This is a genomic window from Kitasatospora sp. NPDC051170, from assembly GCF_044455705.1.
GTDB lineage: Bacteria > Actinomycetota > Actinomycetes > Streptomycetales > Streptomycetaceae > Kitasatospora.
In genome coordinates this window covers 48696-61024 of sequence record NZ_JBITFA010000003.1, presented here as the reverse complement: position 1 = coordinate 61024, position 12329 = coordinate 48696, and the positions used below count along the sequence as shown (strand labels likewise).

Sequence of the window (12329 nt, the reverse complement as noted above, 5' to 3'; positions counted from 1 at the left end):
CCCGGGCGGTCCACCGACTTCGAGGGGGAGGACCGATGACCGGGCGAGCCGCTGCCGCACGCCCGGCCGCCGTGGTGGTCGGCGGGGGCCTGGCCGGCATCACCGCGGCGCTGCGCCTGGCCGAGGCCGGCCGGCGCGTCACCCTCGTCGAGGGCCGCCCCCGGCTCGGCGGCCTGGCCTTCTCCTTCAAGCGCGGCGAGCTGACCGTCGACAACGGCCAGCACGTCTACCTGCGCTGCTGCACCGCCTACCGGGGCCTGCTGGAACGCCTCGGCGCGGCCCGGCTCACCCGTCTGCAGGAACGCCTGGACGTCCCCGTCCTGTCCGTCACCGGCCCCGAGGGCGCGCCCGTGCGCACCCTCGGCCGGCTGCGCAGGGCCGCCCTGCCCGTCCCGCTGCACCTGGCCGGCAGCCTCGCCCGCTACCCGCACCTGTCGCCCGCCGACCGGGCCCGGGTGGTGCGCGGCGCGCTCGCCCTCAAGGGCCTGGACCTGGACGACCCGGCGCTGGACGACATCTCCTTCGGCGACTGGCTGCGCCGCCACGGGCAGAACGCCGCCACCACGGCCGCCCTGTGGGACCTCGTGGGCGTGGCCACCCTGAACGCCAGGGCCGACCAGGTCTCCCTGGCGCTGGCCGCGATGGTGTTCAAGACGGGCCTGCTCTCCGACCCGGGCGCCTCCGACATCGGCGTCGCCGCCGTCCCGCTCGGCGAGATCCACCACGACCGGGCGCTGGAGGAGCTGGAGCGCGCCGGGGTGAAGGTGCTGCTGCGCGCCCGCGTGGCGGAGCTCAAGCCCGGCGCCCCCCAGCACGCCCTGCGCCTGGAGGACGGCGAACTGCTCACCGCCGACACCGTCGTCCTCGCCGGAGCCCAGGACACCGCGGCCGCCCTGCTGCCGCCGGGCGCGATCCCCCGCCAGGAGCGCCTCGCCGCGTTCGGCACGGCGCCGATCCTCAACGTGCACGTGGTCTACGACCGCACGCTGCTGCGTCAGCCCTTCTTCGCCGCCCTCGGCTCGCCCGTGCAGTGGGTCTTCGACCGCACCGCGCACTCGGGCCTGGCCGGCACCGAACTGGGCCGGGCCCACCCCGGCGCCCAGTACCTGGCGCTGTCGCAGTCCGCCGTCCAGGACGAGATCGACCTGCCGGTGGCCGAACTGCGACGGCGCTACCTGCCCGAGCTGGCCCGGCTGCTGCCGGCCGCCGCCGGGGCCGAGGTGCTGGACTTCTTCGTGACCCGCGAGCGCACCGCCACCTTCGACCCGGCCCCGGGCACCGCGGCGCTGCGCCCCGGGGCCCGCACCGAGGTTCCGGGCCTGCTGCTCGCCGGCGCGTGGACGGCCACCCGCTGGCCAGCGACCATGGAGGGCGCGGTGCGCAGCGGCCACGCCGCCGCCGACGCGGCCCTCGCGGCCGAGGGCGCCCGGGTGCCGGTGGACGCGGGCGACGGAAGGTGGCCCCGGTGACGCCGGGCCCCCTCGCCGGGGACCCCGCCAGAGCCCGGGGCCCGCGCACCGGCGCCGAGCCGGGCGGGACGGGCCGTACCGACACCGTTCGGCCCGACACGATCCGCACCGGGATCCGTACCGGGATCCGTACCGACACGACCGGTACCGAGACGACCGGTACCGACACGGTCCGTACCGACACCGGCCGCGCCGAGAACGCCGCCATCCGGCCGCCAGGGGCGGCTCGGCAGGACGAGGGAGAGGGAACGCACGTGGAGTCTCGTACCGGTTTCGCCGCCTCAGGCACGGCGCACGCCGAACCGGTCTCGGTGCCGGAGCTGCTCGCCCGCAGCCGTACGCTCTGCGGCCCGCTGCTGCGCGGCGCGGTCGCCCGTTTGGCCGCACCGATGGACACCGTCGCCGCGTACCACTTCGGCTGGATCGACCGGGACGGCACGCCGGTGGAGGGGGACGGCGGCAAGGCCGTGCGCCCGGCCCTGGCGCTGCTGTCGGCGCTGGCCGCGGGCGCCGACGCGCAGGCCGGGGTTCCCGGGGGTGTCGCCATTGAACTGGTGCACAACTTTTCCCTGCTCCATGATGATCTGATGGACGGTGACGAGACCCGCCGGCACCGGGCCACCGCCTGGACGGTCTTCGGTCCTGCCCAGGCGATCCTGGTCGGCGACGCCCTGGCGACGCTCGGCACGGAGGTGCTGCTCGACGCCGGTGAGACCGGCGGCGCCAGCCCCGCCGACGCCGCGCGGGCCGTCCGGCTGCTCACCACGGCCACCCGCCGTCTGATCGACGGCCAGGCCATGGACGTCTCCTTCGAACAGCGCGACAGCGTCACCGTCGCGGAGTGCCTCGAGATGGAGGGAGGCAAGACCGCCGCCCTGCTGGCCGCGGCCTCGGCGATCGGCGCCGTCCTGGCCGGGGCCGACGACGAGGTCTCCGAGGCGCTCCAGCGCTACGGCCACCACCTGGGCCTGGCCTTCCAGGCGGTGGACGACCTGCTCGGGATCTGGGGCGCCACCGAGGTCACCGGCAAGCCGCACTGGGGCGACCTGCGCCAGCGCAAGAAGTCCCTGCCGGTCGCCGCGGCGCTGGCCGAGGGCGGTGCGGCCTCGCGCCGCCTCGCCGCGGAACTGGCCGACCCGAAGGGCCGCGGCGAGGAGAGCGAGCCCGAGCTCGCCGCCCGGGCCGCCCTGATCGAGGAGGCCGGCGGCCGGGCCTGGACGCAGGAAGAGGCCCGGCGTCAGCACACGACTGCCCTCGCCGCCCTGGACGAGGTGCCCATGACCGACGAGGTGCGCGAGCACTTCGTCGCACTCGCCGAATTCGTGGTGGTACGAGAGAGGTGACGTTACGTTGACAGCAACCGCGGACGGCCGGCTCGACCCTGAGTACGATTCCGAGCCGGTCGCGGTGGGCGACCGCCCCGCCGCCCTGCTGGGCGCGGGGCGGTGGGAGCCCGGGGCCGCCGGCCCGGCGCGGCCGGCGGGCGAGGACCAGGGACCGGCCGACGCGCGCGAGGCCCTGGCCCGCGCCACCGCCCACCTGCTCTCCCTGCAGTCCCCCGAGGGCTGGTGGAAGGGCGACCTCGAGACCAACGTCACGATGGACGCCGAGGACTTACTGCTCAGGCAGTTCCTCGGCATCCGGACCGAGGAGCAGACCGCCGCCACCGCCGAGTGGATCCGCTCCCAGCAGCGCGAGGACGGCACCTGGGCCACCTTCCACGGCGGCCCGGCCGAACTGTCCACCACCGTCGAGGCGTACGTCGCCCTCAAACTCGCCGGGGACGACCCGAACGCCCCGCACATGCTGGCCGCCGCCCGCCACATCCGCGCCGCCGGGGGCATCGCGGCCGCCCGGGTGTTCACCCGGATCTGGCTGGCGCTGTTCGGCTGGTGGCCCTGGGAGCGGCTGCCCGAGATGCCGCCCGAGATCATCTTCCTGCCCAAGTGGCTTCCGCTGAACATCTACGCCTTCGGCTGCTGGGCCCGTCAGACCATCGTCCCGCTGACCGTCGTCTCCTCCCACCGGCCCGTGCGCCCGGCGCCCTTCGCCCTGACCGAGCTGCACACCGACCCGGCCGACCCCTACCCGACCCGGCCGCTGGCCCCCGCCACCAGCTGGGACGGCCTCTTCGAGCGCCTGGACAGGGTGCTCCACGCCTACCACCACCGGGCCTTCCGCCCGCTGCGCAAGCTCGCCGTCACCCAGGCCTGCCGCTGGATCGTCGAGCGGCAGGAGGCGGACGGCTGCTGGGGCGGCATCCAGCCCCCGGCCGTCTACTCGCTGATCGCCCTGCACCTGGAGGGCTACGAGCTGGACCACCCGGTCATGAAGGCCGGGCTCGCCTCCTTCGACCGCTTCACCGTCCACACCGAGGACGGCATGCGCTGGATGGAGGCGTGCCAGTCCCCGGTCTGGGACACCTGCCTGGCCACCATCGCCCTGGTCGACGCGGGCCTGCCGCGCGACCACCCGGCGCTGGTCGCCGCCGCCGACTGGATGCTCGACGAGGAGATCACCTCCCGCGGCGACTGGTCCGTCCAGCGGCCGGGCCTGCCGGCGGGCGGCTGGGCCTTCGAGTTCGAGAACGACACCTACCCCGACATCGACGACACCGCCGAGGTGGTGCTCGCCCTGCGCCGGGTCGGCCACCCGGACCCGGCCCGGCTGGACGCGGCCGTGGACCGGGCCGTGCTGTGGAACCTCGGCATGCAGTCCAAGAACGGGGCCTGGGGCGCCTTCGACGTCGACAACACCAGCAAGCTGCCCAACCGGCTGCCGTTCTGCGACTTCGGCGAGGTGGTCGATCCGCCCTCCGCCGACGTCACCGCCCACGTGGTGGAGATGCTCGCCGAGACGGGCCTCGCGACGGACCGGCGCACCCGGCGCGGCATCGAGTGGCTGCTGCGCAACCAGGAGGCGGACGGCTCCTGGTTCGGCCGCTGGGGCACCAACTACATCTACGGCACCGGCTCGGTGCTGCCCGCCCTCGCCGCGGCCGGCGTCCCCGACGAGCACCCGGCCGTGCGGCGCGCCGTGCGCTGGCTGGAGGACCGCCAGAACGCGGACGGCGGCTGGGGCGAGGACATGCGCTCCTACGAGGACCCGGCGCGCTGGGCCGGGCGCGGCGACTCCACCGCCTCGCAGACCGCCTGGGCGCTGATGGCGCTGCTCGCGGCCGGCGAGGGCCCGGGCGGCCGGGCCAACCCGGCCGTGGAGCGCGGCGTGGCCTGGCTGGTGCGCACCCAGCTGCCCGAGGGCACCTGGGACGAGCCGCAGTTCACCGGCACCGGCTTCCCGTGGGACTTCTCCATCAACTACCACCTCTACCGGCTGGTCTTCCCGGTGACCGCGCTCGGCCGCTACCTGGACGTCGCCCCGGCGATCGGAGCGGCACGGTGACCAGCGCGCCCCTGCTGGTGCTCTGCGCCCTCGGCCCCGAGGTCTGGGCGCTGCGCGGCGGCGACTGGCGGGGCGCGGCCGGGGGGCCGCCGGTGCTGGTGCGCACCGGCGTCGGCCGGCGCCGGGCGGCCGTGACGGTGCGCCGGCTGCTCGGCTCGGCGCCCACCGCGTACGGTGCCGTGGTCGTGGCCGGCTTCGGCGCGGCCGTCGGCCCCGGGATCCGGCCCGGGGAGGTCGTGGTCGCCGACGGCGTGCGCGACGCGGAGGGCCACCACCACCGCGTCGACTCCGGCCCGGAGCTGACCCGGGCGCTCAAGGAGTGCGGGATCGTCGCCCACACCGGGGTGCACCACACCGCCGACCACGTGGTGCGCGGCCTGGAGCGGCGGGCCCTGCACGTCCAGGGCGCGCTGGCCGTGGACATGGAGGCGTCCGGCGTCCTGTCCGCGCTGGCCGAGGTGCGTCCGGCGCTGCCGACGGCCGTCCTGCGGGTGGTGGTGGACACCCCCGAGCACGAACTGCTGCGGCCCGGCACCCTGCCCGCCGGGGTACGGGCCTGGCGGACGCTGCGGGCCACCGTGCCCGCCCTCGTCGACTGGTACCGGCCCGGGCAGGGGCCCGGCCCCGCTGACCTGAACCACCCGACATCCTCGACGCTCAGCCAGGAGGCGAGCTAGCCATGGCCATGCCGTTGCGCCAGACCGTGCGGGTCGGCACCTACCTCATGCAGCAGAAGCTGCTCAAACGGCGCGACAAGTTCCCGCTGATCGTCGAGCTGGAACCGCTGTTCGCCTGCAACCTCGCCTGCGAGGGCTGCGGCAAGATCCAGCACCCCGCGGGCGTCCTCAAGCAGCGGATGCCCGTCGCCCAGGCGGTCGGCGCCGTCCTGGAGTCGGGCGCGCCGATGGTCTCCATCGCCGGCGGCGAGCCGCTGATGCACCCCCAGATCGACGAGATCGTGCGCCAGCTCGTCGAGCGCCGCAAGTACGTCTTCCTCTGCACCAACGCCCTGCTGCTGCGCAAGAAGATCGACAAGTTCAGGCCCTCGCCGTACTTCACCTTCGCCGTGCACATCGACGGCCTGCGCGAGCGCCACGACGAGTCGGTGGCCAAGGAGGGCGTCTTCGACGAGGCGGTGGCCGCGATCAAGGAGGCCAAGCGGCGCGGCTTCCGGGTCACCACCAACAGCACCTTCTTCAACACCGACACCCCGCAGACCGTCGTCGAGGTGCTGGACTACCTCAACGACGAGCTCAAGGTCGACGAGATGATGATCTCCCCGGCCTACGCCTACGAGAAGGCCCCCGACCAGGAGCACTTCCTCGGCGTCGAGCAGACCCGCGAGCTGTTCCGCACAGCCTTCGCCGGCGGCAACCGGCGGCGCTGGCGGCTCAACCACAGCCCGCTGTTCCTCGACTTCCTCGAGGGCAAGAAGGACTTCGAGTGCACCCCATGGGGCATCCCCAACTACTCGCTGTTCGGCTGGCAGCGCCCCTGCTACCTGATGGCGGACGGCTACGTGCCCACCTACCGTGAGCTGGTGGAGAAGACCGACTGGAGCAAGTACGGCCGCGGCAAGGACCCGCGCTGCGCCAACTGCATGGCGCACTGCGGCTACGAGCCCACCGCCGTCCTCGCCACCATGGGCTCGCTGCGCGAGTCGCTGCGCGCCATCACCGAGACGGTGAACCCGGGCAAGAGCCGCTGAGAACGACCGGTCCGGCCCGGGCGGCGTGCCCGGGCCGGACCCGCCCCCGCCGGGCCCAGGCACCAGGAGGCCCAGGCACACCGGTGGGGCCCACCACCGCACCACTGAACGTCGTGAGGTGTACCCATGTCACTGCTCTCCCGCGTCACCTCCCCGGCCGAGCTGCGCAGGCTCCCGGCGGCCGAACTCCCGCTGCTCGCCGAGGAGATCCGCGACTTCCTGATCGACGCCGTCACCCGCACCGGCGGCCACCTGGGCCCCAACCTCGGCGTCGTCGAGCTCACCATCGCCCTGCACCGGGTCTTCGACTCGCCCCGCGACCGGATCGTCTTCGACACCGGCCACCAGAGCTACGTCCACAAACTCCTCACCGGGCGCCAGGACTTCACCAGACTCAGGATGAAGGGCGGCCTGTCCGGCTACCCCTCCCGGGCCGAGTCCGAGCACGACCTCGTCGAGAACTCCCACGCCTCCACCGCCCTCTCCTACGCCGACGGCCTCGCCAAGGCGGCGCAGCTGCGCGGCGAGCACGACCGCCACACCGTCGCCGTCATCGGCGACGGCGCGCTCACCGGCGGACTCGCCTGGGAGGCGCTCAACAACATCGCCGATGCCGAGAACCGGCCGCTGGTCATCGTCGTCAACGACAACGAGCGCTCCTACGCCAGGACCATCGGGGGCCTCGCCCACCACCTCGCCACCCTGCGCACCACCCAGGGCTACGAACGCTTCCTCGCCCTCGGCAAGGGGGCGCTCCAGCGCACCCCGCTCGTCGGCCAGCCGATCTTCGACGCGCTGCACGGCGCCAAGAAGGGCTTCAAGGACGCCTTCGCCCCGCAGGGCATGTTCGAGGACCTCGGCCTCAAGTACCTCGGGCCCATCGACGGGCACGACCTGGGCGCCGTCGAGCAGGCGCTGCGCCAGGCCAAGGGCTTCGGCGGCCCCGTCATCGTCCACTGCCTCACCGTCAAGGGCCGCGGCTACCGGCCCGCCGAACAGGACGAGGCCGACCGCTTCCACGCCGTCAACCCGATCGACCCCTACACCTGCCTGCCGATCTCGCCCAGCGCCGGCGTCTCCTGGACCTCCGTCTTCGGCGAGGAACTGCTCGCCCTCGGCGGCGAGCGGCCCGACCTGGTGGCGATCACCGCCGCGATGCTCCAGCCCGTCGGCCTCGCGCCCTTCGCCAAGGCGTACCCGGACCGCACCTTCGACGTCGGCATCGCCGAGCAGCACGCCGTCACCAGCGCCGCGGGCCTGGCCACCGGCGGGCTCCACCCGGTGGTCGCGGTGTACGCCACCTTCCTCAACCGGGCCTTCGACCAGGTCCTGATGGACGTGGCCCTGCACCGGCTCGGCGTCACCTTCGTCCTGGACCGCGCCGGGGTCACCGGCCCGGACGGCGCCTCCCACCACGGCATGTGGGACCTGTCGATCCTCCAGGTCGTCCCCGGACTGCGCCTGGCCGCACCCCGGGACGCCGAACAGCTGCGCGCCCAGCTGCGCGAGGCCGTCGCCGTCGAGGACGCGCCCACGGTGATCCGCTTCCCCAAGGGCACCATCGGCCCCTCCGTCCCCGCGACCGAGCGCATCGGCGGGGTGGACGTGCTGCTGCGCACCGGGCCGCTGCCGGAGATCCTGCTGGTCGCCGTCGGCACCACCGCCCCCGCCTGCCTGGACGCCGCCCGGCTGCTGCTGGCCGAGGGCTTCACCGCCACCGTCGTCGACCCGCGCTGGGTCAAGCCCGTCGACCCGGCGCTGCCCCGGCTGGCCGCCGCCCACCGGCTGGTGGTCACCGTCGAGGACAACGGCCGCACCGGCGGCGTCGGAGCGGCCGTCGCCCAGGCGCTGCGCGACGCCGACGTGGACGTGCCCGTCCGGGTGCTCGGGCTGCCGCAGGAGTTCCACGGCCACGCCTCGCGCGGGGAGATCCTCGAGGAGGCCGGGCTGACCGGCACCGGGGTCGCGGCCCAGAGCGCCGTCTTCGCCAAGAACCTGCTGCCGACCCGAGGAGCGAACCCGCGCCATGCCGGCTGATCCCGACCCCGCCCGAGCCGCCTCGGAGCGACCTGTTCTCGACCTCGCCGCGCTCCTCGCCGAACGCGGGTGCGAGCGCTACGAGTTGAACAGCCGCTACCTCAACCCGCAGCTGTCGCGGATGCTGCACACCATCGGCTTCGACAAGTTCTACGAGCGCGCCGAGGGCCCGTACTTCTACGACGCCGAGGGCCACCAGTACCTCGACATGCTGGCCGGCTTCGGGATCTTCGCCCTCGGCCGCCACCACCCCGTGGTGCGCGCGGCCGTCCAGCAGGTCATGGACCTCGACCTGCCGGACCTGGTGCGCTTCGACTGCTCGCCGCTGGCCGGGCTGCTGGCCGAGAAGCTGCTCTCCTACACGCCCGGGCTGGACCGGGTGTTCTTCGGCAACAGCGGCACCGAGGCCGTGGAGACGGCGCTCAAGTTCGCCCGCTACGCGACCGGACGGGGGCGCGTCCTCTACGCCGACCACGCCTTCCACGGGCTGACCACCGGCTCGCTGTCCGTCAACGGCGAGAAGGGCTTCCGCAAGGGCTTCGACCCGCTGCTGCCGGACACCGCCATCCCGCTGGGCGACATCGGGGCGCTGGCCAAGGAGCTGAAGCGCGGCGACGTCGCGGCCCTGATCGTCGAGCCCATCCAGGGCAAGGGCGTGCTCGCGCCCCCGCCGGGCTGGCTGCGCGCCGCGCAGGCGCTGCTGCACGAGCACCGGGCGCTGCTGATCTGCGACGAGGTGCAGACCGGGATCGGGCGCACCGGCGAGTTCTTCGCCTACCAGCACGAGGACGGGGTGCTGCCCGACCTGGTCTGCGCGGCCAAGGCGCTCTCCGGTGGGTACGTGCCGATCGGGGCGACGCTGGGCAAGAGCTGGATCTTCGAGAAGGTGTACTCCTCGATGGACCGGGTGCTGGTGCACTCCACCAGCTTCGGGGCCAACAACCAGGCCATGGCGGCGGGGCTCGCGACGCTCGCGGTCATGGAGGACGAGCGGGTCGTGGACAACGCCCGCAAGGTGGGCGACCAGTTCCGGGAGCGGCTGGCCGCGCTCGTGGACCGGTACGAGATGCTGGCCGAGGTGCGCGGGCGCGGTCTGATGATCGGCATCGAGTTCGGCCGGCCCAAGTCGCTCAAGCTGCGCACCGGGTGGACGGCCCTGCAGGCGGCGCGCAAGGGGCTGTTCGCCCAGATGGTCGTCGTCCCGCTGCTCCAGCGCCACCGCATCCTGACCCAGGTGTCCGGTGACCACCTGGAGGTGATCAAGCTGATCCCGCCGCTGATCATCACCGAACGGGACGTGGACCGCTTCGTGGACGCCTTCACCGACATCATGGACGACGCCCACCGGGGCAGCGGGCTGATGTGGGACTTCGGGCGGACGCTCGTCAAGCAGTCGCTCGGCAACCGGCCGTGACGTCAGAGTTCGGTGCGGCGGCGCCGGATCACCACGGCGAGGTCGATCGCGGCGAACACCGTCAGCAGGCCGCAGGCCACCGCGAAACCGGTCAGGGTGCCGCTGCTCGGCGCGCCGTACGCGGGGGAGGCGGCCGCCCACAGGGCGAATCCCGCGGTGGCGAGGGCGAACAGCGGGGTGAAGGTCAGCGACAGCAGGTAGCGCAGCTTGAGGTCGCTGCGGGCGTTGGCCGGTTCGGTGCCGCTGCGCCAGCGCCTGGGAGTGGTGGTGCGCATGGCCTGGCACCTCCGGGCCGCGCGGGTGGGGGCTTGGCCCTGGAGAGGGCCTAGGATTCCAGCGTACGTCCGAGCAGCGGGGCCGGGGAGGGCCGATGGACGCCGAGCGGTACGCGGGGATGACGGTCGAGCGGGCCCGGGAGGCGGCCGGCCTGGACGGCTGGGCGCTGGTGCGGGAGCTGGGGCCGCAGGACCGGATCACCCTGGAGTACCGCGAGGGGCGGCTCAACCTGCTGGTGGACGGCGGCCTCGTGCAGCGCGCCTGGGAAGGTTAGCCTCCGCCGCGGTCGGCGGTCCGGGAGGCGGGGGAGCCGCTGTTCGGCGGCGGTGACCAGGGGCTCCAGCAGCGGAAGCGAGAGCAGCACCAGGGCCCCGGCGGCCCAGCCGGCCAGCACGTCGGTGACCCAGTGGGTGCCCAGGTAGACGGTGGTCAGGCCGATCGAGCAGGCGGTGGCGGCGGCGATCACCGTGCCGGTGCGCCGCCAGCGCCCGGCCAGGTAGGCGAGCACGCCCCAGGTGACCACGGCGTTGGCGGTGTGGCCGGAGGGGAAGATGGTGCCGCCGGAGAACAGCTCGGGGGAGCCCACGTACTGGGCGTAGTGGGGGCCGAGGCGGCCGGTGACGATCTTGACCGCGCCGACGGTGACGTTGAGCAGCAGCAGCGCGACGGCCATCACCAGCAGGGGGCGCAGCCGGCCGGTCCGGTGGGCGCGCCAGGCCAGCCAGGCGAAGGCGGCGATCGCGGAGGGCCCGCGCTGGCCGGCGACCACCCAGGTGTCGAGCAGCGGCTCGAGCCGGGGCCAGCGCTGGTAGGGGCGCAGCAGTCGCACCGACCAGTCGAGGTCCACGAGCGAGGTGTTGAGCGCGACCCCGGCCAGCACCAGCAGGTAGACCACGGCGGTGGCGGCGAGCAGGGCGGCCTGGCGGCGGCTCGGGGGAAAGGGCGCACGGGTACTTCTGGCTTGCACGGGGGTGACCTTACCCAGGCGGGCGGGGCCGTTTAGGGGGGAATTGTCATTTTCCCGGGAAATCGACAATCGGCCCGCGCGGGGCGTGGCCCGGGGAGTGATTTCCAGGTTTCCGGTATCGAATGCCCGTGCTCCTCTCGAATGGTGATGCAAAAGCCCCGGTAAAGGAAACGGAGTGGGCGGCCGGTGCGACCGGCTTCCCACTCCGTGGTAACCCTGTGTAGGTTCCGTGCTCAGGCGAAGCCCTAGTCGAGGGGACCGCCCGCCACGTAGATCACCTGGCCGGAGACGAAGCCGGCGCCCTCGCTCGCGAGGAAGGAGATGGTGTGGGCCACGTCCTCAGGCAGACCGACCCGCTGGACCGGGATCTGAGAGGCGGCGGCCCGCTTGAAGTCTTCGAAGTCCATGCCGACGCGGGCGGCGGTGGCGGCCGTCATGTCCGTGGCGATGAAGCCGGGGGCGACGGCGTTGGCCGTGACGCCGAACTTGCCGAGCTCGATGGCCAAAGTCTTGGTGAAGCCCTGGAGGCCCGCCTTGGCGGCCGAGTAGTTGGCCTGGCCGCGGTTGCCCTGGGCCGAGGAGGAGGACAGGTTGACGATGCGGCCGAAACCGGCGTCGACCATGTGCTTCTGCACCGCGCGGCTCATCAGGAACGCGCCGCGAAGGTGGACGTTCATGACCGTGTCCCAGTCGGACTCGGACATCTTGAAGAGCAGGTTGTCGCGCAGGACCCCGGCGTTGTTCACCAGCACCACGGGGGCGCCGAGCTCGGCCGCGACGCGGTCCACGGCGGCCTGGACCCGGCCGGCGTCGGAGACGTCGGCGCCGACGGCCAGGGCCCGGCCGCCGGCGGCGGTGATCGTGTCGACGGTGTCCTGGCAGGCGCTCTCGTCCAGGTCCAGCACGGCGACGGCGTAGCCGTCCTCGGCCAGCCGTACGGCGGTGGCGGCGCCGAGGCCGCGGGCGGCGCCGGTGACGACGGCGACCCGGGGGGCGGTGCTCTGCTCGGTCATGCTCGCTCTCGTCTCTGTCGGTCTCTGTCGATCACTGTCGGAG

10 protein-coding genes are annotated in these 12329 nt (G+C 73.7%); 7 read left to right on the top strand and 3 right to left on the bottom strand.

Annotation, left to right across the window (positions count from 1 at the left end; translation table 11 throughout):
* Positions 1 to 35 precede the first annotated feature (35 nt).
* The 7 genes from hpnE (at position 36) to ACIBCA_RS07310 (ending at position 10030) form a co-directional block, all read left to right on the top strand.
* Positions 36 to 1469, top strand: a complete 1434-nt coding sequence (hpnE, locus tag ACIBCA_RS07340; RefSeq protein WP_396281868.1) for a hydroxysqualene dehydroxylase HpnE — start codon at positions 36 to 38, stop codon at positions 1467 to 1469.
* 254 nt (positions 1470 to 1723) lie between these two features.
* Positions 1724 to 2812, top strand: coding sequence for a polyprenyl synthetase family protein (locus ACIBCA_RS07335; protein ID WP_396281867.1), 1089 nt, complete (start codon positions 1724 to 1726; stop codon positions 2810 to 2812).
* 7 nt (positions 2813 to 2819) lie between these two features.
* Positions 2820 to 4871, top strand: a complete 2052-nt coding sequence (gene shc, locus ACIBCA_RS07330) for a squalene--hopene cyclase (protein WP_396281866.1) — start codon at positions 2820 to 2822, stop codon at positions 4869 to 4871.
* Positions 4868 to 5548 carry a 1-hydroxy-2-methyl-2-butenyl 4-diphosphate reductase gene (locus ACIBCA_RS07325; RefSeq protein ID WP_396281865.1) on the top strand — a complete coding sequence of 227 codons (681 nt, stop codon included), beginning with the start codon at positions 4868 to 4870 and terminating at the stop codon, positions 5546 to 5548. The genes shc and ACIBCA_RS07325 overlap by 4 nt, the downstream gene beginning before the upstream one ends.
* 2 nt (positions 5549 to 5550) lie before the next feature.
* A complete protein-coding gene (gene hpnH / locus ACIBCA_RS07320; protein ID WP_396281864.1) occupies positions 5551 to 6579 on the top strand; it encodes an adenosyl-hopene transferase HpnH in 1029 nt (342 codons plus the stop codon).
* A 126-nt stretch (positions 6580 to 6705) separates the two neighbouring features.
* Complete coding sequence (dxs, locus tag ACIBCA_RS07315; RefSeq protein WP_396281863.1) at positions 6706 to 8616, top strand: 1-deoxy-D-xylulose-5-phosphate synthase; 1911 nt, start codon at positions 6706 to 6708, stop codon at positions 8614 to 8616.
* On the top strand, positions 8606 to 10030 hold the full coding sequence (locus ACIBCA_RS07310) for an aspartate aminotransferase family protein (RefSeq protein WP_396281862.1): 1425 nt from the start codon (positions 8606 to 8608) through the stop codon (positions 10028 to 10030). Before dxs ends, ACIBCA_RS07310 begins: the two co-directional genes overlap by 11 nt.
* A gap of 2 nt (positions 10031 to 10032) precedes the next feature.
* Here the strand turns inward: ACIBCA_RS07310 and ACIBCA_RS07305 are convergent, their stop codons facing one another.
* The 3 genes from ACIBCA_RS07305 to fabG all read right to left on the bottom strand — a co-directional run bounded on the left by ACIBCA_RS07305 (position 10033) and on the right by fabG (position 12286).
* On the bottom strand, positions 10033 to 10305 hold the full coding sequence (locus tag ACIBCA_RS07305) for a DUF6343 family protein (RefSeq protein WP_396281861.1): 273 nt from the start codon (positions 10303 to 10305) through the stop codon (positions 10033 to 10035).
* A 50-nt stretch (positions 10306 to 10355) separates the two neighbouring features.
* Positions 10356 to 11273 (bottom strand): phosphatase PAP2 family protein, encoded by a 918-nt coding sequence (locus tag ACIBCA_RS07300; RefSeq protein ID WP_396281860.1) that lies wholly within the window; start codon positions 11271 to 11273, stop codon positions 10356 to 10358.
* Between the two features lie 245 nt (positions 11274 to 11518).
* Positions 11519 to 12286: a 3-oxoacyl-ACP reductase FabG gene (fabG, locus tag ACIBCA_RS07295; RefSeq protein WP_396281859.1), complete on the bottom strand. Its 768-nt coding sequence runs from the start codon at positions 12284 to 12286 to the stop codon at positions 11519 to 11521.
* Positions 12287 to 12329 lie beyond the last annotated feature (43 nt).

Coding starts and splice junctions, on each gene's coding strand:
- hpnE (WP_396281868.1), top strand. CDS start 36: ATGACCGGGCGAGCCGCTGCCGCACGCCCGGCCGCCGTGGTGGTCGGC.
- hpnH (WP_396281864.1), top strand. CDS start 5,551: ATGGCCATGCCGTTGCGCCAGACCGTGCGGGTCGGCACCTACCTCATG.
- fabG (WP_396281859.1), bottom strand. CDS start 12,286: ATGACCGAGCAGAGCACCGCCCCCCGGGTCGCCGTCGTCACCGGCGCC.
- ACIBCA_RS07305 (WP_396281861.1), bottom strand. CDS start 10,305: ATGCGCACCACCACTCCCAGGCGCTGGCGCAGCGGCACCGAACCGGCC.
- ACIBCA_RS07310 (WP_396281862.1), top strand. CDS start 8,606: ATGCCGGCTGATCCCGACCCCGCCCGAGCCGCCTCGGAGCGACCTGTT.
- dxs (WP_396281863.1), top strand. CDS start 6,706: ATGTCACTGCTCTCCCGCGTCACCTCCCCGGCCGAGCTGCGCAGGCTC.